The following is a 23,046-nucleotide window of genomic DNA, read 5'->3' as shown; positions in this document are numbered from 1 at the left end:
CGGCTTAGTCGGCGGTGGTGCGGATAAAGCCGGAAACACGGCTAAGGACCGTATTGTTGGTGACCGGCCAACCCGGTCTTTCGGGGTCCGGCTTGAAGTACTGGCTGTACCCCTTCAGGAAAGCCTGGAAAATTGGGCCATTGACGTGGCGGCTGAATGCGACGTCGTCCTTGTAGATTTCCAGGAAGATGACTTCATTCTGTCCCGCCAGTGGAATCAGCGGCGGCGGCGGTTCGACCGGGTTGTTACTGGCGTCGAGTGGCCCAGGTGCCTGCAGATGAACCAGGTACATCAAGGTGTCAGGTTCCATCGCCTTGACTTTGTTAGCCAAGCTGTCCAACTCGTCCTTCAAGTGTGTCGGGCAGCCATCCAGCAGTTCCCAACGGGAAATCAACGTGATCATGGTTTTTTCCTTTTCAGCCAGACTGCGGGCTCGACCCATTCGAACATACTCACGGATGAGGCGATTGACAGGAAGGGCACCCCAGGGTGCTCTTCACCCTCAATCGATCATCCAACAGTGTTGTGGCAGAGCCCTCAACGCGCCCGTGACATTCGTTTGTCTACAGCCGAGGCGGAGCGATCTTTTGCACCGAATGGGCCTTGAGGGGACAGTCCCTGGAGAACATACAGGTACGTCTCCTCGGCCTGGGTGTCGAGAATACTCACCAGTCCACCGATGTAGCTGCCGCTGTAGAGGAAGCCATCGAAGTTGTAGGTCAGGGTAAGGTCGATCTGCGCCTCGTCGGTTTTACCCGAGGCTGTCACGGTAATGCCAGCTTGCTCCTGCACGGGCGCGCTGGTTCCAACGAACGGGATGGGTTCCGGGTAAAACCCCTGAAGTGTCAGCACGCCGTTGAGTGAAGCGGGAGATGAAGTGTCCAGCGTCAGGGTACCGCTTTGCCAGACTTGCAGCCCACCGGATCCGGCATTCGCTTCGAACAGGCCGACCGAGAACGTGTAGTGGGTCATCATGGGCGCTCCTGCAGCAGTCTCTCGACGATGTTGAAGCTGCTGGAAACGGTGAAATTGCACGTGAGATTTGAGCTGGAAGACATGATTCACTCCTTGAAATCACTGCGGGGGATGACCATGAGAACGCCGTGGCCAAAAGGCAGTGTAGTAGCAATTTGCCTCGCGAGGGAGTCCCCCTCCCGCCCTGCTGAATCCGATCGACAGGGGCGTGCTCGGTTTTATTGAGCCGCATCAGTTTCCCTCCGGCCGGGATGTTTTAGGCTGCTCTTGAGCCCCAGTCGTTTGCGGGGCATTCAGGAGTTTTTATGCCAACATCCCCGGTTCAGGTCACCATCAATGGAGCACTGATCGAAACCAGCGCCCTGCGTTCGGTCCTGGAAGCCGTTATCGACTCGGGACAACCGCTTATCGACGCTGTCGGCTGCATGGGCCAAGGCGTCTGTGGTTCGTGCCGGGTGCTGGTCCGGCGTGCCGGCGAACGTGAGGTCAGCACCGCCCTGGCCTGCGAAACCCGGGTCGAGCAGGGTTTGCAGATCAGCTTCCTCGACCATCTGCCCATGAACCGCCACCACACCTACAACCTCCACGACTGGGACGACACCTGGAACATCTCGGAGCGCATTACCGCCACCTTTCCCGAAGCCAGTCATTGCCGGCACTGCGGCGGTTGCGACCGCGCCTGCCCCAAGGGCCTGGACGTACAGAAAGGCGTCAACCTGGCCGCCGTCGGGGATCTGTCGGCGAGCCAGGTATTCGACGAATGCATCATGTGCAACCTGTGCACCATCGCCTGCCCCGAGCATATTTCACCGAACCATCTGGGCCTCTACATACGCCGGATGTCAGCGTCCGTCGGCTTTCGGCCGGCGGACCTGATGCAGCGCCTGGGCCAGATCAACCGCGGCGTGATGAACGTCGACCCCAACGTGACGCTGGAATAAGGAACACAACATGCCCGGTATTCCTTATCCGCAAGCCCTGGCCCAACTACGCGCCAGCGCTTGCGAGCCCGCCACTGAAGCCTTCGATAAACAGGCACTGCTGCATGCCTACCACCCGGACTATCGGGTGGGGGCCAATACGCCGCTGCAGGTGGGCGTGAATCGTGGGGACCATTGCCCGCGCGAACTGACGGACCGCCTGCACAGCAACGCGCAAATTGATGACGCGGCCTTGGCCGGTGCCCCGGTGGTCAATACCGGCGTGCTGATTATCGGCGGCGGCGGTGCCGGTTGCGCGGCGGCGCTGACCGCTGTGGAGCACGGTGCCCATGTCATCCTCGCGACCAAGCTGCGCCTGGGCGACAGCAATACGGTGATGGCCGAGGGCGGCATACAGGCTGCCGTCGGCGAGGACGACAGCCCCCAGATTCACTTTGAAGACACCCTGCGCGCCGGCCACCTCTGTGCCGATCGAACGCTGGCGGCGCGCCTCGCCCAGTCGGGGCCGGAGAGTATCCGCTGGCTGATCGAGCGCGGCATGCACTTCGATCTCGCCGAGGGTGGCCTGATCGGTGGCAAGCTGCTGCGCAAGAAACCCGGCGGTGCCAGCCGTGCGCGCATCCTCTCGTTCAAGGACTACACGGGTCTGGAGATGATGCGCGTGCTGCGCGAGGCGGTGGAGCTGGAAGAGCGGGTGAGCGTGTGGAACCGCTGCCCGCTGGTCGAGCTACTCTGCGACGAAAGCGGCACCTGCGTGGGCGGCGTACTCTACAACCTGGAACGGCACAGTTTCATCCTCGTGCGCGCCAGCCGCGTGATCCTCGCCACGGGCGGCGCCGGGCGCCTGCACCTGAATGGCTTCCCCACTTCCAACCATTATGGCGCCACCGCCGACGGCTTGATCCTGGCCTATCGTCTTGGCGCTCGCCTGCGCGAAATCGACTCCTTCCAGTATCACCCCACCGGTTTGGCTTGGCCGTCGCATCGTGTCGGCGGGCTGGTTTCCGAAGCCGCGCGCTCGGCAGGCGCCTATCTGGTGAACGGCCTGGGGCAGCGTTTTATCCCCGAGCTGCAAACCCGCGATGTCGTGTCCGCGGCGATCCTCAAGGAATGCTCCGAAGGCCGTGGCGTCGAGCGTGACGGGCAACTGGGCGTCTTGCTCGATACCCCCGGGCTGGAGCGCCGCCATCCGGGGATTCTCAAGGAACGCCTGGTGAGCCTGGGGCATGTCGCGGCCCAGTGCGGTATCGATCCGGCCGTGGAGCCGCTGATCGTCCGGCCGACCCTGCATTATCAAAACGGTGGCGTGGCCATCAACGAGAACGGCGAAACCTCGGTACGCGGGCTGTACTGCGTCGGCGAAATCAGCGGCGGCATCCATGGCCGCAATCGCATGATGGGCAACGCCCTGGCAGAGATTATCACCTTCGGACGCAGGGCTGGAGAGCACGCGGCCCACACCGCCGACCCCACACCCGCGCCGAAGGTCGGCCTGTCCCACGTGTACGACTGGCAACGCCAGTTGATCGCCGCCGGCTTGCCGCTGGACGTCTACGGCCCCGAGCTGTTCCCCGGGTACGGCAACTTCGACCTGCGCCGGCACAGCGCCGTGCCCCACCGGGCCAAGGGCGCACTGCCGACCACTCATGCCGACTCGCTGCCTTACTGAGATGCCTGAGATGAAGACTCAACTCGTATTACTCGCCCCCGCCGTACAAGTGGGGGCCGACCTCGATGCCTGGTTCGCCCAGGGCGGCGGTGAAGGCTTGCGCGCCGCACTCAACCATCCGAGCGGCATCCTCCCGACCCTGGCCGAAGCAGACCTGCGCGGCCTGGGTGGCGCCGGTTTCCCCACCCATCGCAAGTGGGCCGCCGTGGCGGAGCAGCCCGCGGAGCTGGAAAAGTATGTCCTGTGCAACGGTAACGAGGATGAGCCAGGCACCTTCAAGGATCGCGAGCTACTGGAAAAGTCGCCGCACCAGGTGATCGAGGGCGCGCTGATTGCCGCGCTGGCCACACGGGCCAATCACGTTTATCTCTACGTCAACCCGCACCAGCACAGCGCGGTGGCCGTTGTGCGTCAGGCCGTCGAGCAATGGCGGGGCTGCGCCCTCCTGGCCGAAGTCGCCCGGCAGCAGAATCGCCCGATCGACCTTGCAGTGGTGGAAAGCTCGGGCCTGTATATCGGCGGCGAAGAAACCGCCGTGATCGCCAGTGTCGAAGGTGGCTTTCCTTTCCCCCGGCAAAAACCGCCCTATCCCGCGCAAAGTGGCGTGCATGGCCAGCCGACGCTGATCAACAACATCGAAACCCTGGCCCATGTTGCCCACATCCTGCGCCATGGCGCCGCCTGGTACCGAGACCTGGGCTTGGGCAACGCCTGCGGGACCAAGCTCTACTCGCTCTCCGGGGACGTACTCAGGCCTGGCCTGTACGAGCTACCGATGGGCACCTCGTTGCGCACGCTGATTTTCGAGCACGGCGGTGGCATGTTGTGCGAGCGCGCCTTCAAGGCGGTATTCACCGGTGGCCCTTCCAATACCCTGCTGGGCGCGGAGGATCTGGATGTCCCCCTGGACTTCGATACGCTCAAGGCCCGTGGTTCAAGCCTGGGGACCGGGGCCATGATCGTGATTTCGGAAGGCACCAGCATCGTGCGCAAGGTGGCAGAGTACGTCGACTTCTTTGCGGCGGGTTCCTGCGGCCAGTGCCCGCCGTGTAAAGCCGGGACCTATCAACTCTCGCGGTTGCTGCGGCGAATCGATACCGGTATGGGCCTGCCCAATGACCTGCAGGCACTGGAGAGTCTCTGCCATCTGCTTCCGGGCAGCGGCCGCTGTGGCCTGATCGATGGTGCGGCAACGGTGGTGCTCAGCTCCCTGAAGCAATTTCGCAACGAATACGCCGCTCAAGTCATTGCCGTGGGTTGATGACGTCCAATCACCCGTCACTCATATTCAGTCCCCGGTATTATCAGGAATTCGATAGTGCGTAATCTCTGGACATTTCTACTGCCTCCTTGCGTTGCGCTGGTGCTCGCACTCCTGCCGGCACCGGCAGGATTGGCCCCCCATGCCTGGTATTTTTTCGCCCTGTTCGCCGGGGTGGTCGTAGGCCTTATTTTCGAACCGCTGCCGGGCGCCGTGATTGGCCTGATCGGGGTCGCGGTTGCGGCGGTGTTGGCCCCCTGGGTGCTGTTCAGTCCGGAACAACTGGCCAGCGCCAGCTTCAAGGTGCCCGCGGAGGCCTTGAAATGGGGCCTGTCGGGCTTCGCGAACAACACCGTCTGGTTGATCTTCAGCGCCTTCATGTTTGCCCTGGGCTATGAGAAAACCGGGCTGGGACGGCGGATTGCGTTGCTGCTGGTCAAGCGCATGGGCCGCAAGACCCTGACCCTGGGCTATGCCGTCATGCTCGCGGACCTGGTGCTGGCGCCCTTTACCCCGTCCAACACCGCTCGCAGTGGCGGGACCATCTACCCGGTGATTCGCAACCTGCCCGGACTCTACGACTCCAAACCGAACGACCCCAGCGCGCGGCGCATCGGTTCCTATCTGATGTGGGTTGCCATCGCGTCCACCTGTGTCACCAGCTCGCTGTTCATGACCGCACTGGCGCCCAACCTGCTGGCATCGGCCCTGATCGAAAAAATCGCCGGCGTGCATATTTCCTGGGGCCAGTGGTTTATCGCCGCGGCGCCGGTGGGCCTGCTGTTACTGGCAGTGCTGCCCTTGCTGGCGTACTGGCTGTATCCGCCGCAGATCAAGAGCAACGAAGAAGTGCCGGCCTGGGCGGCCCGTGAACTCACCGATCTGGGCCCACTGTCAGGCCGCGAAAAGATCCTCTTGGCGTTGGTGGCGAGCGCGCTCGGGCTGTGGATATTCGCGGGGGAGTCGCTCGACCCGGCCCTGGTGGGCATCCTCGTCATCGTGTTGATGCTTCTGACCAATGTCATCACTTGGGATGACGCACTGGGCAACAAGGCCGCCTGGAACACCTTCGCCTGGTTCGCCACGCTGGTGGCCCTGGCCGACGGGCTGACACGGGTGGGCTTTGTGCCGTGGTTTGGTCAATTCGTCGCGGCGCACCTGAATGGATTTTCTCCAACCGTTGCCATGGTGCTGCTGGTGGTGGTGTTTTATCTGGCCCATTACCTGTTCGCCAGCTCCACTGCCCACACCACCGCGCTGTTGCCGGTGATGCTGGCGGCCGGGATGGGGGTGAGCGGCATCGATCTGCAAGCCTTCGCGCTGCTTCTGGGCACTTCGCTGGGGCTGATGGGCATTATTACGCCCTATGGCACGGGGCCGAGCCCGGTCTACTACGGCAGTGGTTATCTGCCCAGTGCCGATTACTGGCGCCTGGGCTCTATCTTCGGCGGGTTGTTTCTCATTCTGCTGCTGGGCCTGGGTGCGCCCTGGATTCTTGCGCTGTCCTAGCGTCGTATAGCTAGCGTTGCCCTGCTTCTGGAACTGCCCCAACAGAAATTGCACCTGAGCCCACTTGAGTATGAACCGGTGAAAGGTGCGGTACTGGCCAATCTGTTTTTTGAGGCCAGCACCCGCACACGCCTGAGTTTCAGCTCGGCCTTCGCCCGCCTCGGTGGATCGGTGTGCGACACCACCGGATTTACCTTTTCCTCAATGGCCAAGGGCGAGTCGATCCATGACACCAGCCGAGTGATAAGCGGCTACGCCGATGCCATTGTCGTGCGCCATCCAGAACAGGGACCGGTAGCCGAGTTTGCCCGAGCGACTCACGTGCCGGTGATCAATGCCGGCGACGGGCCAGGTGAGCACCCCAGCCAGGCATTGCTCGATCTCTACACAATCCAACGCGAATTGTTACGCGAGGTGGGATGGCGGGTGCCGGTGTACTTGGGCCCGGAGGAAGAAGTGCCCTATCGCGACCAATGACCTGCAAACAGTGAAGGGAATCGTGAGTCCTCGGATTGCAGGGAAAGCAGGCCGTCCCACAGCAAGAGATAGTCACTGACTATTTGGTGGAGTTAGCGCCTGCGGGCCAGACTATTGCCTGCGCAACGATCACCTGCTGCCCATTGAAAGTGAGTGCAGGAGAGCCATGCAGCACGTACCCCATGCTCAAGGCGTCACTGACGCGGTGGCAAAAGGCGGCATCATCGTGGCCTGTCAGTACTCGATAAATGGGAAGACCATCTGGGGGTAGGCTCATCGATCAATTTCCTTCGATAATCGGTGGAGTTTTCCTGGCACACGGGCGCGTGTCAGGTCAAGGTAGTCTGGATACGACGCCCTGGTTTTCAGCCGAACGCGTGAAGCTCTTTATTTCCGCAACATGGGCAAAGATCAAAAGCACAAGAAGGCTTGGCATTGTTCACCAGAGAGATAACAGACTGTTCGATCTACCGTCATTTATAACGCATTTTCGACCCAGTAGAGTGCCTCCCATGTCGTCCACCAGCACGAATCACACAGGGAAGCACTCATGAATCCACACACCACTTCGATTAAAACAGCCATCGTCTACCACTCGGGCTATGGCCATACCGCGCGTATGGCAACTGCCATCGCTGAAGGCGCCGGCCCTGGTGCTGTGCTCGTTGCAATCGACGCCGAGGGCAATATCGCCGAGGAGGCCTGGCAAGTTCTTGCTGGCGCAGATGCGATCCTGCTTGGTTCACCGACCTACATGGGAGGCCCTAGCTGGCAGTTCAAGAAATTCGCGGACGCCTCCTCGAAGATCTGGTTTGAGGGCGGATGGCAAAACAAGATCTTTGGCGGCTTCACCAACAGCGCCAGCATCAACGGCGACAAGCTCAATACTCTTGAATACTTCTTCCTGCTCTGCGGGCAGCACGCTGGCATCTGGGTGGGTATGGATATCAAGCCGGCTAACGTCAAAGCTTCGAAGCGCGATGACCTTAACCGTATGGGCTCCTATATCGCGCCAATGGCGCAGACACCTGCCGATGCGTCCCCTGAAGAGATGTCGTCAGGCGACCTGGAGACGGCGCGCCTCTATGGTGCGCGTGTCGCTTTGATTGCCGGATACATGCGATCCGGAAAATCTCAGAGTGCCTGAAGTCTCAGCCCCTCCGGCTGGGGACGGACAAAGAGGTTCGTCTCGCTATTCCAGATACGGCGTCAGCACATCTTCGACCCATTGCATGAATACGCGGACCCGGCGCGACAGATTGCTCCGATGTGCGACGACGAGGGACACGGCGAGCGCCCGGCGACGCAAATCGGGGAGGATCTCCACAAGCGCTCCACTCTCCAAGTATTGACCAATCCCCAGGAGTGGCGCCTGAATCAGGCCAAGGCCGGCGAGTGCTGCGGCCTCGTAGGTCTGCGCGCTGTTGACGTGTAGCGCACCTGGCAACTGAAGCGTCGCGTAGCTGTCGCCGTCCGGATACTCCCAGCCGTAGGGTCTTGCACCCAACATCGTCGAAAAATGAATGGTCCGATGTCCCTGACGCTGGAGATCGTCCAGCGATCGAGGGACGCCATAGCGCGCCAGATAGGCGGGACTGGCAGCGTTGGCCATGCGCAACTGGCCCAGTGGACGGGCAATCAGCGTCTCGTCCCCTATAGGTCCAAGCCGCAATACACAGTCGAACCCTTCTTGAACCAGATCGACTTGCCGATCCGTGCTCGACACCTCCAACTGCAACTCGGGATAAGCGGCCATGAAGGCCGGCAGGGCCGGCACGATGGTCGCGCGCGCCACCTCGGTCGGAAAATCGACCCGTAAACGCCCGCGAAGTGTCACGTGATCGCTGGCGAACATCGAGTGCAGGTCATCGACTTCAGCGAGCAGATCCCGGGCACGGGCATGAAAGGCCCGTCCATCCTCCGTCAACTGCACGCTGCGCGTCGTCCGGTGCAGGAGCCTGGCACCCATCTCTTCTTCAAGCTTGCGGACCGCCGTTGAGGCCCTGCCCTTTTGGATGCCCAGGCTCTCGGCCGCGCGGGTGAAGCTGCCCATTTCCGCCACCGTGATGAATATGAGGAGGGGTTCGAGATTCTGCATTTTCGTGCCTCGGTATTGTTCACCGCAGAGAGAACAGTGCGTTCACTTTGTCAGTGCTTATAACACTCAAGAGACACAGTAAGCTCCGAAACTGGAAACCCCATCGGAGAACAACCCGTGTCCGAAACTATGAATCCGCATCAGGTGCCTGAAACCATGGCCTCCCATCGCACCCTGTGGGCCGGTCGGATAATGAGCGCGCTTGTCGTTATCGCGCTGGTGGCAGACGGCACCCTTCAGCTTTTCGCGCCGACACAGATCGCGGGCCTGTTGCAGGAAACCGGGTTCGCCATGGACCTGACCCGCGTGGTGGGTCCGATCCTGCTCGCCTGCGCCATCCTTTACGCCATCCCGGCCACCGCCGTCCTCGGCGCGATCCTGGTGACGGGCTTTCTGGGAGGTGCCATCTGCGCCCATGTCCGCATGGGTGAGCTGGGGTCGCCGCCGGAAATCATTTCCCTGCTTCTGGGCACGATGACATGGGGCGGCCTCTACGCACGCGATCCCCGTATCCGGGCCCTTCTGCCCCTCATCCGTTAAACCAACAGGGGCAGTGTCCTGCCCCTCAAAACCAGGAGAAAACGCATGTTTTTAGTGATGGGTATCACGGGAAAAGTAGGCGGCGCAACGGCAGAACATTTGCTGGCGCACGGCAAGAAAGTACGCGCGCTCGTCCGCAATCGTGAGAAAGCGTCAAGCTGGGCTGACCAGGGCGTGGAACTGGTGGACGGTGATTGGAATGATTCGACCGCCATCGAACGGGCGCTCAAAGGCGTCGAAGGTGCGTTTGTCATGCTGCCGGCGGTCTGGGCGCCCTCGCCCGACTTCAAGGAAGCCAAGGGCGTGATTGCGAACTATGTCGAGGCACTCACTAAGGCAGCGCCGCCGCGGGTGGTAGCGCTGTCGTCGATGGGTGCGAACAGGACCAGCGGGCTTGGAATGATCACGGCCTTGTCGCTATTGGAGCAAGGTTTTCGCGACCTGATATCGCCCATCGCCTTTGTGCGCGCAGGTGGTTTCTTCGAAAACTTCCTCTACGGCTTACAGGTCGCCCGGGGCGGAACGCTACCGGTCTACTACAACCCGACAAACCGGAAATCGACCATGGTCGCGACGAAGGACATCGGTGCACAGGTCGCCACCCTGTTGACTGGGCCCGCGTGGCCAGGGCAGCGCGTCGTCGAGCTGGGTTCGATGGTCAGCGCGGATGAAGTCGCGGCGCAATTGGGTGAAGTCCTGAATCTCGACGTGACAGCCTTTGCAGTCCCTCGTGCAGGGTGGGCACAAGCGTTCGAGCAATTCGGCATTCCGAAGGGCCATACCGGACCGGCCGAAGCCATGTTTGAGGCGGTGAATGCAGGATGGATGGACATTGGCGTCGAGGGTACGGAGCACGTAGCGGGTAAGACGTCCGCACGCGAGGTGTTCGAGGCGGCACAGAACGCCGCCAAGGCGTAAGCTCGGGACGGACCAGGCGAGACGCAGGCTGCCCGCGTCTGCGTGGGACACGTCGCAGGAAGCGCTTAGGCTTTTCTGACAACAGGACAGACGCCGCCCCCGCTTCTGCGGCGTCTTTATCCGCGAGAGGGTCGACGCCTCGTGTCCTTATTGATTGGAAGGTTGATAGTGCATGCGTTTCCTGACACCACTCTGCACCAGCAATATCAGTGCGCTCAGCAACAGCGAGCCAATACCGACCAGATAGCCAACCTGCTGGAATGGAATAAGATCCGCCAGCCCGCCGGAGAGCAACGCACACACGATCAGCAAGCCCGAGCCAAACGCATTGGTCCCGGCCGTGATCGTGACGATGTCGTCGGAGGAGCTCAACTGGATCAAGCGTGACTGGGCCGCGGTAAAGGACACTTCGAACAGGAAGATGAAGAGAAAGTAAGCCACCAGCAATTGAACGCTATTGTGGACCAGTGTCGTCAAGACCAGGCAGATGGCGGTCAGGGTATTGGCCAGCAAGCCAAAGCTTTTCCAGCGCACCAGACTCGGCAGCAACGACACGGCCAGCGCCCCGAGGATGATTCCCAAGGCGCTGACAATCTGCAGTTGCATGACGGCCGAGTCGGGCAGCCCGAGCACTCTGATCGGCAAGATAGTCCGAGCGGCGTTGTGGAACCCCTGGAACACGCCCGTCGCTATGCACAGGTAGCCAAACGCGGCAAACAGTTGCGGCTCTTTGGTCACGATTGCCAGGTTCGACATCAGCACGCCACGGCGTTTGGCATTGTCTTGCCTGGCCGTCAGGACGTACGGCAATCCGGCATAACACAGCGCCGAGAACGCGAAAGTCGCGGCGCTAATCGCGGCCACGGCCAACAGCGAGAAGGTGCCGACCAGCAGGCTACCGATGACCCCGCCCAGCACGCCCCCCAGGTAGTAAGAGAGGTTGAAGGTCGAGGACGCCAATTCAAGTTGCCGGCCTTCGAACAGTTTCTTGATGAACACCACGCGACTGGTTTTGGTGATTGCTTCCACAAATCCCCTGAACAGGAAGCAGACCAGGACCGGGGTCATCCAGCCTTGCGCCAACAGTACGCCAATCAGCAGCGACAGCAGGCCGTTGATGATGTCACTGCTGATCACCGCCTTGCGCAGCCCGACCCTCTCGCAAATCAATCGGATCAGCGACGCCAGGGCCACCGGCAGGATCCATTGGAAGGCGAACACGGAGGTCGCGCCGAGCCCTGAGTGGTGGACTCGAATGATGTAGGACGATACAGACAGCAATAAAATGAACGTACCGGTGGAGCTGACCAGGGTCGCCAGCCAGAGCAATATAAAACGTCGATCTCTTGCCAGCGTCAGCCAGTCTTGCATGATTTCACCTGGGGTCAATGGATGGGGAGCTGAAACGAGCGGGTTCAATCACTGATTGGCACCAGCTTCACGCCGAGTATCTGTTCAACCGCAGCGTGTTTGAGCGCAACCTTTTCCACCACTTCGGCGTAGCTGTTGCCGCTCACTCGGATAACGCCATAGGTACTGAAGTTGCCCTCCATGTGTTGCAGGAATTGCCCCGCCTTGATATTTGCCACACCGGAATGCAACTGTGCCCGTATCGGGCTGAACCAGTCTTCGGGAAGGTCTTCACGCACCGTGCAATCCTGCTCGGCGGCAATGAACGAGTGGCTCGAATAGGTCTGGCTGGCAAGACGGCCCAGGCCCAATCGCTCTCCCGTGTGAATACGCACCAGCAGCTCAAACAGGTTCACCCCCGTGGAGGCGTTGATCAGGTCGGGAATCGCGCCACCCGCAATGCGTGGATTGACCTCGACCAGTCTTGGGCCGTTGGCGGTGTAAATAAACTCGACATGGAAGATGCCCAGGTCCAGCCCCAGGGCTTTGACAATGGCAATGGCGTAATCGGCGGCGACCTGATACTCGTCATCGGAGAGGCCTGAAGGCATGGTCGAGCCCATTTCAAGCACAGGGTTGCGTCGACCGGTCTTGCGACGAAGGATGGCCAAGGGCATCCATTCGTCGTGGGCACTGACCGCCACCTCAATGGAAAACAAAGGGCCAACGGCGACCTCCTCGACCACGAAGATGTCGTCTATTTCCGCTCGCATGGCTTCATCCAGCGCCGCAAGCGACTGGTTGTACTGCTCGAAGTAGGCGATCAAGGCTGGCTCGTTCGCAATGATCTTCACCATCATCTTGGCCAGTCCGGTGCTCGGCTTGACGACAACCGGATAGCCGATTGCAAGTGCAGCCTGTCGGGCCTCTTCGAACCCGCTGACACGTCTGAACTGCACGGATGGCAAGTCGGCTTGCTGGATCAGATCACGGCATCGGGCTTTGTCCCGCGCATTCATCACGCCTTCGACACTCGTCGCTTTCAACCCCAGCCTGGCCGCCGCCGTCGTGGCCGGCAATACACAAGGATGAAACACGGTCAACACCGCATCGATCGGTTCGACAGCCATGCACTCGATAAGGGCGCGCTCGCAGTCGTCAGCGGACTGGGTGGAAGGCGCCGAATAGATAGCGTCGACACTGTCCCTTACCGTGGCGAGTTCGGCCGGCGTCAGCAACCAGTCAAAATTGCCCGAGGTCACCAGTGAGACCTTGTGACCCAGTCGCTTGGCGGCTTCGATCGCCTGGATGCCAGGGCGGGTTGTTTCAATGAAAACTACGTGAGCCATGGGTTCTGATCCTTTAGGTTGTCGAGATGTCCATCACGTTGCGGGCCGTCACGCGGCGCTGGGACAAGGCTTCGAGAATTTGCTGGCCGCGTGCGGCGTATTGCCCGGTTGGCGTCAGGCTGTTGTCATCGTAGGGATAGGGATTCATGCCCATGACGAACAAAGGCAAGATTTGTCCATTCGCCAGCTTCAATCGGCCATCCGGCGTGGTGTCGACAATCGGGCCGTCCGTCAGCATGGAGGTCTGGATGCCATTGATGACCAAGGGGACGCAGTTGCTTTCATAACCGAGGGCCTGAATGACCACGTCGGCTTCATCCAGCCACGGTCGGGCACTCTTCAGGCAATCCACTCTTGTCTGGGTAAACCTCGGCAGGGCCGCTGTCGCAATACGCTCAAACGTCTCGCGGGCCGCATGCCGGAGTCCCGAATAGCGAAAGAGGTTACCGGTTTGCGGGCAGACGTCGGTCTGCACATTCGGCCGCTGTTCAAGCGCGGTGTGGGTACTGTTCCGATACGCGTCGATATTGGCGTAAAACAGCTTCGTACCGCTGCGTTGCAAAATTCGCACTTCACTAGTGGGCGCCAGCGCGCCCTCCTGCCTTAGACGGTTGGCAATGGCATAAGCACTGTGCGAGCCGCCCGTAATGACGATTTTTTGCGGTTGCGCCGACCACTGGGCCGGCACTCCGTGTTCAATGATTTGCCGTGACAGTTGGGTCTTACCCTGCCAGGGCAATAGATCTGCGTGCAGGCATTCCCGAATACCCAGCGCCAGGGCGGCGAATCGGGTATGGATTCGTCGCCCGTCTTCCAGCACTGCCGCCACGCTGTCGCCTTCCACTTCGATCTTGACGACGGCTTGCCCCGTCCAGATGCGTGCGGGGCCGACAGCCTGTTTGATGGCCGCTCCGAAGGGTCGCAAGGCCGACGCGAGCAATGAAAGAGCAAAGCTGCCTTCAGTCGCATGCAGCGCCCGGACATGCGGGTGCGCGAGCTGTTGCCCGTAGACCCCCTCAGGATCGACCCAGCCAAAAAAATCGTGGCCATAGGAGTTGGAATCGATGCGGTAACGATCGAAGCTTCCAGGACCCAGGGTGGTTGAAGCATCGACCACCCCGACCCGATACCGCAGTAAATCCGCGTTGGCCGTCAACAAACCGGTCCCGCGCAGGCCACAACCGATCAGGAGAACGTCCAAGGCATCGGCGCAAGAACCCGGCTCATAACGAGCCGGGGTTTGCGAAGCGGCATCAAACTGCATCAGTGAGCAGGCTCGGAGCTGGAAAGGGTCGGCAACCAGGCCGCCATGTGGTCGCAAACCTGCGCCGCATGTTCAAGTCGACGCGCCATCCCAAACGCAATCGCAGGAATGAAAGACGGGTCTTTCTTGATCAGCGGCTTGACCACTTCGTTCATCCAGCCGGCAGCGTGTTCGACGTCGACGACGGTATGAATGATCAGGTAGCGCATGTCATCGTCGGACAAGCCGACTCGGCGCCAGCCCTCGATCTGCTGATCCAGACGGCCCGGGACCATCAGTTCGGTGGCCAGCATCATGCCGATGGCCTGTGGCAACAAGGCGCGGTTAAAGGCCGTGTGAAAGTACATGTTTGCCAGGCGCAGCTCTTCTACGCAAAACCGTTCAATTTCCAGCAAATGCACATCTTCACAAACGCCCAGCGACTTGATCATCTCGACGCGAAGCTGACGATGCATTTCGCCGGTATCGCCACAGCCCATTTCGTCCCAGAAATTTTTCGAGAACTCGGTTTTTGCGTCGCCATAAACACCCGGCAGCATTTTCGCCAGGATATCCCCGAAGTGGACATCGAACGGTGTTTCCTGAACGAGGAACTCGGTCAGTTGCTGGCGAGTGGCGTTCTCACGCAGGAAGCCGAACAGCGGGTGGAACAAATTCGAGCGATGTGTTTCGCAGTGTTGATTCGCCCAGCTCTCAAAGTGCTCAGCCTGCGGCAGATCGCCGAAGAAGTTGGCGTATTTCTCAACCTCGGACTCATTCCATGACTGTTCCAGCGTTTGTCGCAGTTGAACGAACAGGTAGTGGTCAACGTCTTTCCAGTGCGCCTCCCACGGTGCAACGATAGAGCCGGCATACAAGGCGTAGAGCACACGATGAACACTGAGCTCGGCCTGTTCGCGGGTCGCGGAGTTATCGTCAAAAGCCTCGCTTGCCGTTTTCTGTGCCAGAGAGAGCAGCGACTCCCACTCGTCTTTCGGGGCGTGGCCATGAATGACTTGAAAGCGGCTCCAAAGGTCCTGCGCAGTCTTGTTTGCAATGCTCATAGCGTTTCACTTTCCTTAGTCATGGGGGCGAGGTTCTCTTGCAGCCAAACGGCAAGATCCTGTTCGGTAAAAAACGACTGCTGCAGGACGTTCTGGTATTTCTCGATGCAGCCCCGCAGTTGCGTATGGGCTGTGGCACTGCGTCGACGCCATTCGGCTTCGATCAGGGGATACAGTCGGTCCGCCAGCTCGGGGGTAGCCTCGAGGTCATGCTCGAGCAGCAGATCGGTTTGCCGCAGGAACCTGAGCAGTCCATCGCGCCCACTGCGTACCCCGAACATGCGGACCAGGCTTGAGCCGATCTCGCTCGGGTCCAGGATGTCGAAGATCGTCGGGGCACTGTTGAGCAGCTCTGTGCGAATCCCGCTCTGGATGCTGTGGGTGATGACCCCCGTGATGGCCTGCGCAGGGTTTTCCATCAGGCCGTATAGCCGTTCAGTCAGTCGGCTCAAAGCAAACAAGGACTGATAATCAAAGCCGGACAGCTCCACGCCATACAACTTCTTCAAGGCAACAGCGACTTCAGCCAAGGGCGGATGGCCCGCGCGGTTGGCAAAGCCACCCACCGAGACATCGACGCCCTGCAACCCGAGGGACAGCCCCATCAGGGCATTGGCGGTAGCCATGCCGAAATCGTCATGAAAATGCCCATAGAACCGAATGGCAGGAAAGCGTTCGACCAGTTCGCCGACAAATCCCTGTACCTGATGCGGCAGGCAGGTGCCCGCGGTATCAACGAGCCGAATCTGGCCAACGCCATGGCGAGCCACGAGATCGACGGTGTTGATCAAGTGTGAATGGCACGCCCTGAACGTATCCAGCAGCCCGACCATCACGCCGCCGCCCTGGTAGCGCGACAAGGTGGGGAGAAACTCGTCCAGCCAGGCCAGATTCAGCTCGCGCCGGGTATCGACGCTGTGGGAACTCCAGAGGGTTGAGTCAAAGCCTGCGGCTGGATCCTTGCGCAGGATCGTCGGAAACAGATGCTGGATCTGCTGATCGGATACCGAATGGATCGCTATCAGCCACACCGTTTTGAGCGGCATGCCGCCCTCAGCCAGCTCATTGAGTACCGTCAACGATTGCTCGAAAGTGATGCCCACGTGGGAGATCACCATGAAGCGCGCATCCGCGGCAATGCGGCCGGCCTGCTGGCGGGCTACCAGTTGGCGGAGCAGTTCAATGTTATGGGGGACGTCCGGAAACATGCCCACAACAAGCGTTCTTACGCCGGTGCGGATAATGGCTTCGGCGAGGTCGCACTTGTCTTCAATGGAAGGAGGAACGGTGGCACGCTCGGCGCCTTCGCGCAGTGACTCGTCCATGAGATCGATAGTGCTTTTGAACGAAAACTTAACGTCCGGAATTACCTGACTGGCGATACTTTCATTGGCAAGTTTATTCATCATGCGGGCACCGCCTGAGTATCTTCCAGCTCTATCACTGCCTCACGTGCCTGTACGGTAAAACCATTGGCAAGCATCCACTGGTCATCCATAAACTTGCTCAGGTACATGTTGCCCGAGTCAGGCAGTATGACCACGATATTCTTTCCCGGGTAACGATGAGCCACGCGCAACGCCACACTCATTGCGCTGCCGCTGGATCCACCACAGAAAATGCCTTCTTCTCGAACAAGACGCCTGGCTATTTCAAATGATTCGGCATCATTGACCTGAACGATGTCATCGATCACGCTGAAATCGATCGCCTTGACCAAATAGTCTTCGCCGATACCTTCCACTTTATAAACCGATGTCTGACTCATCTTCCCGAAGTGGAAGTAGTCATGAAAAACACTGCCAATCGGATCAGCCCCAATCACCTGGATCGCCGGGTTCTTTTCCTTGAGGTAGCGCCCGACACCGGTAATGGTTCCGCCCGTGCCCATGCCACAGACTAAAACATCAATATCGCCTTCAGTCTGTTCCCATAGTTCGGGACCGGTGGTGCGATAGTGGGCTTCAGCATTGAGCGGGTTATTGTATTGGTCAGGGTAGATTGAATCTGGCGTGCGTTCGGCAATATCGCGGGCCATGCTGTAGTAACTGCGAGGGTCATCCGCTTCGACGGCGGTAGGCGCGACGACAACTTCGGTGCCGAACGCCCGCATCCTGGCGATTTTTTCCCCGCTCATCTTGTCCGGAATGGTCACAATGCAACGCAACCCTCGCGCCGCCGCAGCCATGCTCAGTGCTGCGCCAGTATTGCCTGAGGAGTTCTCCACCAGGACGGATCGCGCGTTCAGACTGCCCGCCGAGTCCATTTCCTCGAGAAGAAACTTGACCATGCGGTCTTTAATGCTGCCACCTGGATTCAGGTATTCGAGTTTTGCAAAAATCGTCGCACTGCCTGGAGCAGGGAGTACCTTTTGCAGTTGCACGATAGGGGTATTGCCGACGGCGTCAAGTACGGATTTCAGGGCTTTCACGGTTAGTCCCTTATTTGTGTAGGCTGCACCCAAGTATCAGCGCGATACCGGAGTGTTGATTTGGGCAGTCAGTAACCTGTGTAGAGGGTATTGCTCTTGTTATTGTTTTAGTGCGCACACAAATGCACGCCAAATAAGGGCGATAAGTGTGGCAGCTGGGTGCAATGAGACAGCAGTGCCCTCCCCGCATTTATGTATGTCGAGTACAGGGCCTTGCATGATGCCGATAAGGATCAGCCAGCTTTAACTGTCAGTGGCTACGCCACTTAAAGCCTGGGCTGAATGATAAATCACGAAACGTAAAAGACGGTACGGCGACGCATGAAAGCGGCCGTTGATCAGGTAGGGAAGTGTCATCATCGAGTTCAGCAATGAGCTGAATGAAAGCTGCTCTAATGTACATCCTTGTTCCTCCGCACGATTGCGTGACGAGCTATACCTGCTTTTCCCTTGCAGTCTTTTGTTTGGAGCGTTATCAGCCTGTGACCGTCTGATAACCCTGAAAACTTTTGTAATACTACAAGCCGGCGTTCAGATCTGTCTATAACGATTTCTAAAAATATTTGACGCTGTGTCCCCCCCTGTAACTACCCAGCAATACCCTTGATGTCTGAACACTCTCAACTCAGAAACAATTCTCATTCAGTGATATTCCTGGCTGAAACGTCGCCTTCGCGAGCAAACCCGCCTACCCCGTTTTCTGACTTTTTTGATGATCCGTAAAAATGCCTGGCCTGTCGAAAAGCCAGGGCGCTGAAAGGCTTTTGGGTTTCACCTGGATGGCGAGTCATTCCAGAAGCGAAACCAGGTGAGGCTCGATGGCGGTATCAAACACCTCCAGCAGCGCCAGCGTCACCGGAAGCTTGAAACGCCGCGGGCCCGCGCTCCCAGGGTTGAGATACAAGGTTTCGCCACGCCATTGAATGAGAGGTTTGTGCGAATGGCCGGTGATCACCAGCTTTGTGCCCTCATCAAGCATGGCTGGAACATCGGCGATGTCATGCACGAGCAAGGTCCGCCATCCGCCCAGGTCGAGCCGCAGAAAGTCCGGCAGATGGTCTGCCCAGGGCACGCCCTGGTCGTTGTTTCCGCGCACAACGAACAGCGGAGCGATAGCGGCCAGATGCTCAAGCACCTCTGGCTTACCGATATCGCCGGCGTGGATGATTTTTTCGCAGCCCTTCAGGGCAGCCAGTGCCTCAGGACGGAGAAGGCCGTGGGTATCGGAAATCACTCCGACTTTCATGCAGGGCACCGCGAAGGGCTGGAAGTGGATAGCCAGTGTAGCCGCAAGTGTCTCGGGCAGAGCAATGAAGGCGAACTGCATGGCGCCCCCGAAGGCGAAAGCAGCAGCTAGCCAGTGATCGAGGACGGCACCGCCCTCTACGATGTGTATGAGGTTTTTGAAGGTCATTTCACGCAACTTGAATGAGCAAGTGGCTCATGCCGCATACCGGGCCCGACTAAAAAACAGCGCACACCCGTTACCGATGGCATAGATCGAAGCGATGCCCAGATCGAAGCCGGCAATGAAAGATGGCAGCAGAAAAATGCTCGCATGCCCGCATGCTTTCATTTCAGAAAATGACGAAATGGAGGTTTTTGATGCCATTCAGATGTCAGCGTGACATGGTTTATGTCTCTGCCGGCATTCTGCCCCTAACCCCCCACTACAGACGGGCCAAAGATGGTAACAAGGCCTCAAAAGCTGATCCGTGTTTCGCTATTCAGTCGTCGAGGCTTTCAGCCAGAAGGGCTACTAACGCCCTGTGGCTGCGGCTGTTGATCACGTTGCAGTCCGCCTTCTTCCTCACGCCTCGGGTGAGGTATGCAGACTTCAGTATACTGAGAGGCCCCTTTATCCAAGTCAGTGGGTTGCAATGCCGAGCCGCAAACGCAGATCACTCGCATCGTCTTTTAGCTGGGCCTCGCTGGTCCCGGCGGAGCGACGCACATGAGGACAGCCACCTCCCTCACCGCTCGTGAGGTTTACCAGGTGCTCAAAGAGGTCGCTCTGGGTGTACGCACCCTGCGTCGACTGAGCGCGCAGTCCTGGAGCGAGATCCATACCGGACCTATGCCCGTTGAGGTCGATAGCTGGACGCTTACGCTTTTCAATGACTGTGACATCCTGGATTACTGTGATGATGCGTCGTGCCCTGCTGGAAGAACAGGAACGCTTGAAGATTGGCAGCGTTACGGAACCAATCCAGTTGATCTACTGAGCGCTTGGGAACATCGGCAGTTAGAGCTCATGCTCGCCAATCTTTGATACCCCATCCCCCTTCTTCGTCATCCGAAATGCTACTGGTTAAAGCGCTAGTTCTTCCAGGCTGGAAGCCTGGGTATCAGGCCTATGTAGTGCTTGCCTGAAGGATCACCTGTCAGAAAAACACCCGATCAAAAGGGAAAAGCACGCGTCAGTTGTGAGGAAGCTGCTTTCTCTAGGAATGCTCCAAAATTCACTCGGCTTTCCAGCAGAGAACAGATCATCTGCACGCGTCACACGAAGTATCGCCCTACAACCACCCGGGAAATGGCTGACTATCTCAGTCAATGGATTTAGCTCGACTATTAGATCGGGATGACGGCTGGCAACAGCCTATTCCCAGGCGGTGTTGTCTTCAAGACCACCGTGTACTGACGGCTCATTGATCGGTTGAGGTACGCCCATACTTTACAAGTGTGAGCGCGTCAATGGACCGCCCTACAAAACCAAAGCCGCTGTCAATGGCTCAGGAGACCGAAGTGAGAGATCCAGCATCAAAATATGATCTGACATCTACTGAAAATCTCTTGAATCGAAACATCTCAAATCAGGGTGATAAGTTAAACGCCTCGATCAGAGAGCTGCGTACGTCTATTAAAGAACAGAACGAGAGCATAGCCACTCTCAGCAGTGAGCGTTTGTGGGACGCGGCAAGAACGCAGCAAGCCACCGCTGCTTTTCCAACTACCCGTAGGCGTAAGCTTTCTTGATACGGTCGATCAGCCATCGGCCCGCAGGTCCAGGAAGCGCCGTTGCAGGATGCACGGCGGATATTCCCAACTTCACGCCCTCCCTCGGTACGCCTTCGACATCAAGAACGACCAGTGTGCCAGCAGCTATGTCCTGCTCAACCATGTGAAGCGGCATGCTGCCCCATCCAACCCCATCCTTGAGAAACGCGTATTTGGTTGATAGATCTGCCAGACGCCAAGTCAACGGTGAGAGCACACCGAAGTCCTGCCCGATCATTAACTCAGAACGATCAGTCAGAACGAGCTGAATGTGTTTCGCCAGTTCATGCCTTGGCGTTTTTCCAGCCCAAGAGGCCAGCGGATGATCATGAGCCGCAACCATGACGAGCGAGACCTCGCCAATGCGCTCGCTGGATAACGATGCAAAGGAGACAGGCAGAGCCCCCAAAATACCTAAGCTGCACCGTCCGTCCAATATTGGCTGATAAGCCGCACCCAAGGCCTCAACGAAGATTTTCAAGGGGGTAAGCGGGAACCGGCGGGCAAACTCTTTCGCGACGGCGGTTATCGCCGATGTCGGGAAGAACACGTCCATGACCACGGACAGCTCCGGCTCTATCCCCGAGGCCATGAGCTTCGCACGGGCCTTCAACGTATCGACGCCTGACACGATGCTCCGCGCATCCGCCAACAAGAGCACACCTTCTGGAGTGAGCTTGGGAAATCGACCTGAGCGGTCAAACAGGACAACACCCATTTGGTTTTCCAGGCCGCCCACCCATCCACTCACCGCTGACTGCACCCGGTTGAGCTTCCTGGCCGCAGCGGAAAAGCTGCCCTCATCGACTGCGGCGATGAATGTTCTGAGCTGATCCAGTGACACCCCATCGAGCATAACGCCTCCAACCATCCCGAAAACAGATACTTCACATCTCAATATACCGTCTTTTCAGATCCAACCCAGCGGCAGATCATTCCCACACGCCTCCCCCTACACCTCGAAGGTCAGTCACCATGCAACTCCTCCATCTTGATTCCAGCCTGCTGGGCACTCATTCAGTTAGCCGCCACCTGTCCTCTGACATCGTTGCCCGTTTGGTAAAGCTGCAGCCTGAAATCCGCGTGATTTATCGTGATCTCGCAGACGACCCGGCCTTGCACCTTTCGGGAGCCCACCTGGCGGCATGGCAAGGTGTCGACAGCAAGGACAAGGTGTTGATTGACGATCTGTTCAAAGGCACCGCCTACATGGATGAGTTACTGGGGGCCGATATCGTTGTGATTGGCGCGCCCATGTACAACCTGTCGATACCAACCCCCCTGAAAGCCTGGATTGACCGGATTGCGGTGGCGGGCAAAACGTTCCGTTACACGGCCACTGGGCCAGAAGGTTTGCTGAAGAACAAGCGAGCGTTCATTGCCTCCGCTCGTGGCGGTGTTTATTCAGCGGGAAGCCCTGCTGCCGCGCTGGAGCATCACGAGAGCTACTTGATTGGACTCTTGAGTTTTCTGGGCATCACCGACACGACCATCGTTCGTGCAGAAGGGGTTGCGTTCAGCCCCGAGGCGAAAGAAGAGGCCGTTACTCAAGCACGAAAAGCCATTGCTGCCATCACGGCCTGACATTCCGACGCACTGCCATCTTTTGAGGAACTCACCATGACTTACTCCATCATTGGTTCCGGAAAACTCGGAACAGCCCTTGCACGCCAATTTGCCCGAAATGGTATCGAGTTCGGACTGGCCAACACCCGTGGCCCCGACACGCTCACAGCGCTTGCCCAAGAACTGGGCAAGACGATGATTGCGCAGTCCCTCCAGGAAGCGCTCAAGGCCGACATTGTCATCCTCGCCATCCCGTTCAAAGCGCACCGGGAGATCGGGCTCTCGATTGCCGACTGGAAGAACAGAATCGTGATCGATGCAATGAACACCTACGGGGTTTCGCCGGAGGAGCTCGGCGATAGAGAGTCGACTGACATCGTGGCTTCGGCGTTTGTCGGCGCACGAGTGGTCAAAACCTTCAATCAGTTGCCAGCAGCGCTGCTGGCTAAACACCCTGAAGAAAATGGCGGGCGCCGAGTGATGTTTCTGTGGGGGCGTGACCACGATGCCAACACCCATGTCGTCGATTTGGTAGGACAGCTCGGGTTCGCAACGATCAATCTCGGGATGATCGAACAAGGCAGCAAGCTGCTAAGCCTGGGCGGCCCGCTTATCCTTCAGAACATCATTAAGCACCCCTGACTGAATCGGTTCG

The 23,046-nt window shown here is 58.8% G+C and carries 23 protein-coding genes; 11 read left to right on the top strand and 12 right to left on the bottom strand.

Annotated elements, in window-relative coordinates:
• Positions 1-4: 4 nt before the first annotated feature.
• Positions 5-403 (bottom strand): putative quinol monooxygenase, encoded by a 399-nt coding sequence (locus CWE01_RS09590; protein WP_100940284.1) that lies wholly within the window; start codon positions 401-403, stop codon positions 5-7.
• Between the two features lie 134 nt (positions 404-537).
• On the bottom strand, positions 538-975 hold the full coding sequence (locus CWE01_RS09585) for a hypothetical protein (RefSeq protein ID WP_100940283.1): 438 nt from the start codon (positions 973-975) through the stop codon (positions 538-540).
• 305 nt (positions 976-1,280) lie between these two features.
• Here CWE01_RS09585 and CWE01_RS09580 point away from each other — a divergent pair, with 305 nt between their 5' ends.
• The 5 genes from CWE01_RS09580 (at position 1,281) to CWE01_RS09560 (ending at position 6,832) form a co-directional block, all read left to right on the top strand.
• Complete coding sequence (locus CWE01_RS09580; protein WP_100940282.1) at positions 1,281-1,916, top strand: 4Fe-4S dicluster domain-containing protein; 636 nt, start codon at positions 1,281-1,283, stop codon at positions 1,914-1,916.
• Between the two features lie 10 nt (positions 1,917-1,926).
• On the top strand, positions 1,927-3,585 hold the full coding sequence (locus tag CWE01_RS09575) for an FAD-binding protein (RefSeq protein ID WP_100940281.1): 1,659 nt from the start codon (positions 1,927-1,929) through the stop codon (positions 3,583-3,585).
• A gap of 10 nt (positions 3,586-3,595) precedes the next feature.
• Complete coding sequence (locus CWE01_RS09570) at positions 3,596-4,846, top strand: NADH-quinone oxidoreductase subunit F (RefSeq protein ID WP_100940280.1); 1,251 nt, start codon at positions 3,596-3,598, stop codon at positions 4,844-4,846.
• 57 nt (positions 4,847-4,903) lie between these two features.
• Entirely contained in the window at positions 4,904-6,355 is a 1,452-nt protein-coding gene (locus CWE01_RS09565) for an anion permease (RefSeq protein WP_100940279.1), read from the top strand.
• Positions 6,356-6,433: 78 nt separating this feature from the next.
• Positions 6,434-6,832: a hypothetical protein gene (locus CWE01_RS09560; RefSeq protein WP_256579333.1), complete on the top strand. Its 399-nt coding sequence runs from the start codon at positions 6,434-6,436 to the stop codon at positions 6,830-6,832.
• Between the two features lie 79 nt (positions 6,833-6,911).
• Here CWE01_RS09560 and CWE01_RS09555 read toward each other — a convergent pair whose 3' ends face one another.
• Positions 6,912-7,109 carry a DUF1737 domain-containing protein gene (locus tag CWE01_RS09555; RefSeq protein WP_100940278.1) on the bottom strand — a complete coding sequence of 66 codons (198 nt, stop codon included), beginning with the start codon at positions 7,107-7,109 and terminating at the stop codon, positions 6,912-6,914.
• A 273-nt stretch (positions 7,110-7,382) separates the two neighbouring features.
• On the opposite strand from CWE01_RS09555, the gene CWE01_RS09550 reads away from it, so the two are divergent.
• Entirely contained in the window at positions 7,383-7,979 is a 597-nt protein-coding gene (locus CWE01_RS09550) for a flavodoxin family protein (RefSeq protein WP_100940277.1), read from the top strand.
• A gap of 45 nt (positions 7,980-8,024) precedes the next feature.
• Here the strand turns inward: CWE01_RS09550 and CWE01_RS09545 are convergent, their stop codons facing one another.
• Positions 8,025-8,930 carry a LysR family transcriptional regulator gene (locus tag CWE01_RS09545; protein WP_100940276.1) on the bottom strand — a complete coding sequence of 302 codons (906 nt, stop codon included), beginning with the start codon at positions 8,928-8,930 and terminating at the stop codon, positions 8,025-8,027.
• A gap of 156 nt (positions 8,931-9,086) precedes the next feature.
• On the opposite strand from CWE01_RS09545, the gene CWE01_RS09540 reads away from it, so the two are divergent.
• Positions 9,087-9,470, top strand: a complete 384-nt coding sequence (locus tag CWE01_RS09540; protein WP_256346880.1) for a DoxX family protein — start codon at positions 9,087-9,089, stop codon at positions 9,468-9,470.
• Positions 9,471-9,515: 45 nt separating this feature from the next.
• Positions 9,516-10,388 (top strand): NmrA family NAD(P)-binding protein, encoded by an 873-nt coding sequence (locus CWE01_RS09535; RefSeq protein WP_100940274.1) that lies wholly within the window; start codon positions 9,516-9,518, stop codon positions 10,386-10,388.
• A 147-nt stretch (positions 10,389-10,535) separates the two neighbouring features.
• Here the strand turns inward: CWE01_RS09535 and CWE01_RS09530 are convergent, their stop codons facing one another.
• The 7 genes from CWE01_RS09530 to CWE01_RS09500 form a co-directional block, all read right to left on the bottom strand.
• Positions 10,536-11,759 (bottom strand): MFS transporter, encoded by a 1,224-nt coding sequence (locus tag CWE01_RS09530; protein WP_100940273.1) that lies wholly within the window; start codon positions 11,757-11,759, stop codon positions 10,536-10,538.
• Positions 11,760-11,803: 44 nt separating this feature from the next.
• Complete coding sequence (locus CWE01_RS09525) at positions 11,804-13,087, bottom strand: ATP-grasp domain-containing protein (RefSeq protein ID WP_100940272.1); 1,284 nt, start codon at positions 13,085-13,087, stop codon at positions 11,804-11,806.
• A 13-nt stretch (positions 13,088-13,100) separates the two neighbouring features.
• On the bottom strand, positions 13,101-14,351 hold the full coding sequence (locus CWE01_RS09520; protein ID WP_100940271.1) for a hypothetical protein: 1,251 nt from the start codon (positions 14,349-14,351) through the stop codon (positions 13,101-13,103).
• A complete protein-coding gene (locus tag CWE01_RS09515; RefSeq protein ID WP_100940270.1) occupies positions 14,351-15,394 on the bottom strand; it encodes an iron-containing redox enzyme family protein in 1,044 nt (347 codons plus the stop codon). The genes CWE01_RS09520 and CWE01_RS09515 overlap by 1 nt, the downstream gene beginning before the upstream one ends.
• Positions 15,391-16,803, bottom strand: a complete 1,413-nt coding sequence (locus CWE01_RS09510) for a homocitrate synthase (RefSeq protein WP_100940269.1) — start codon at positions 16,801-16,803, stop codon at positions 15,391-15,393. The genes CWE01_RS09515 and CWE01_RS09510 overlap by 4 nt, the downstream gene beginning before the upstream one ends.
• Positions 16,800-17,825 carry a PLP-dependent cysteine synthase family protein gene (locus tag CWE01_RS09505; protein ID WP_100940268.1) on the bottom strand — a complete coding sequence of 342 codons (1,026 nt, stop codon included), beginning with the start codon at positions 17,823-17,825 and terminating at the stop codon, positions 16,800-16,802. Before CWE01_RS09505 ends, CWE01_RS09510 begins: the two co-directional genes overlap by 4 nt.
• 787 nt (positions 17,826-18,612) lie before the next feature.
• The gene (locus tag CWE01_RS09500; protein WP_100940320.1) at positions 18,613-19,071 is read right to left on the bottom strand and encodes a metallophosphoesterase family protein; all 459 of its coding nucleotides are present in this window, start codon (positions 19,069-19,071) and stop codon (positions 18,613-18,615) included.
• Between the two features lie 708 nt (positions 19,072-19,779).
• Between CWE01_RS09500 and CWE01_RS09495 the strand changes: the two genes are divergently transcribed.
• Complete coding sequence (locus CWE01_RS09495) at positions 19,780-20,097, top strand: hypothetical protein (RefSeq protein ID WP_100940267.1); 318 nt, start codon at positions 19,780-19,782, stop codon at positions 20,095-20,097.
• A 681-nt stretch (positions 20,098-20,778) separates the two neighbouring features.
• On the opposite strand, the gene CWE01_RS09490 is transcribed toward CWE01_RS09495, so the two are convergent.
• Positions 20,779-21,681, bottom strand: a complete 903-nt coding sequence (locus CWE01_RS09490; RefSeq protein ID WP_100940266.1) for a LysR family transcriptional regulator — start codon at positions 21,679-21,681, stop codon at positions 20,779-20,781.
• Positions 21,682-21,800: 119 nt separating this feature from the next.
• Between CWE01_RS09490 and CWE01_RS09485 the strand changes: the two genes are divergently transcribed.
• A complete protein-coding gene (locus CWE01_RS09485) occupies positions 21,801-22,409 on the top strand; it encodes an FMN-dependent NADH-azoreductase (RefSeq protein WP_100940265.1) in 609 nt (202 codons plus the stop codon).
• 36 nt (positions 22,410-22,445) lie between these two features.
• Positions 22,446-23,033 carry an NADPH-dependent F420 reductase gene (locus CWE01_RS09480; protein ID WP_100940264.1) on the top strand — a complete coding sequence of 196 codons (588 nt, stop codon included), beginning with the start codon at positions 22,446-22,448 and terminating at the stop codon, positions 23,031-23,033.
• Positions 23,034-23,046: the final 13 nt, after the last annotated feature.

Source organism: Pseudomonas sp. QS1027 (assembly GCF_002814235.1).
Lineage (GTDB): Bacteria > Pseudomonadota > Gammaproteobacteria > Pseudomonadales > Pseudomonadaceae > Aquipseudomonas.
The sequence above is the reverse complement of the archived record's forward strand: the minus strand, read 5'-3'. Positions and strand labels throughout refer to the sequence as shown.

Bases quoted from the DNA above. Each gene is read 5' to 3' on its own strand.
- CWE01_RS09590 (WP_100940284.1), bottom strand. From the start codon at position 403: ATGATCACGTTGATTTCCCGTTGGGAACTGCTGGATGGCTGCCCGACA.
- CWE01_RS09585 (WP_100940283.1), bottom strand. From the start codon at position 975: ATGATGACCCACTACACGTTCTCGGTCGGCCTGTTCGAAGCGAATGCC.
- CWE01_RS09580 (WP_100940282.1), top strand. From the start codon at position 1,281: ATGCCAACATCCCCGGTTCAGGTCACCATCAATGGAGCACTGATCGAA.
- CWE01_RS09575 (WP_100940281.1), top strand. From the start codon at position 1,927: ATGCCCGGTATTCCTTATCCGCAAGCCCTGGCCCAACTACGCGCCAGC.
- CWE01_RS09570 (WP_100940280.1), top strand. From the start codon at position 3,596: ATGAAGACTCAACTCGTATTACTCGCCCCCGCCGTACAAGTGGGGGCC.
- CWE01_RS09555 (WP_100940278.1), bottom strand. From the start codon at position 7,109: ATGAGCCTACCCCCAGATGGTCTTCCCATTTATCGAGTACTGACAGGC.
- CWE01_RS09550 (WP_100940277.1), top strand. From the start codon at position 7,383: ATGAATCCACACACCACTTCGATTAAAACAGCCATCGTCTACCACTCG.
- CWE01_RS09545 (WP_100940276.1), bottom strand. From the start codon at position 8,930: ATGCAGAATCTCGAACCCCTCCTCATATTCATCACGGTGGCGGAAATG.
- CWE01_RS09540 (WP_256346880.1), top strand. From the start codon at position 9,087: ATGGCCTCCCATCGCACCCTGTGGGCCGGTCGGATAATGAGCGCGCTT.
- CWE01_RS09535 (WP_100940274.1), top strand. From the start codon at position 9,516: ATGTTTTTAGTGATGGGTATCACGGGAAAAGTAGGCGGCGCAACGGCA.
- CWE01_RS09530 (WP_100940273.1), bottom strand. From the start codon at position 11,759: ATGCAAGACTGGCTGACGCTGGCAAGAGATCGACGTTTTATATTGCTC.
- CWE01_RS09525 (WP_100940272.1), bottom strand. From the start codon at position 13,087: ATGGCTCACGTAGTTTTCATTGAAACAACCCGCCCTGGCATCCAGGCG.
- CWE01_RS09520 (WP_100940271.1), bottom strand. From the start codon at position 14,351: ATGCAGTTTGATGCCGCTTCGCAAACCCCGGCTCGTTATGAGCCGGGT.
- CWE01_RS09515 (WP_100940270.1), bottom strand. From the start codon at position 15,394: ATGAGCATTGCAAACAAGACTGCGCAGGACCTTTGGAGCCGCTTTCAA.
- CWE01_RS09510 (WP_100940269.1), bottom strand. From the start codon at position 16,803: ATGATGAATAAACTTGCCAATGAAAGTATCGCCAGTCAGGTAATTCCG.
- CWE01_RS09500 (WP_100940320.1), bottom strand. From the start codon at position 19,071: ATGAAAGTCGGAGTGATTTCCGATACCCACGGCCTTCTCCGTCCTGAG.
- CWE01_RS09495 (WP_100940267.1), top strand. From the start codon at position 19,780: ATGAGGACAGCCACCTCCCTCACCGCTCGTGAGGTTTACCAGGTGCTC.
- CWE01_RS09490 (WP_100940266.1), bottom strand. From the start codon at position 21,681: ATGCTCGATGGGGTGTCACTGGATCAGCTCAGAACATTCATCGCCGCA.
- CWE01_RS09485 (WP_100940265.1), top strand. From the start codon at position 21,801: ATGCAACTCCTCCATCTTGATTCCAGCCTGCTGGGCACTCATTCAGTT.
- CWE01_RS09480 (WP_100940264.1), top strand. From the start codon at position 22,446: ATGACTTACTCCATCATTGGTTCCGGAAAACTCGGAACAGCCCTTGCA.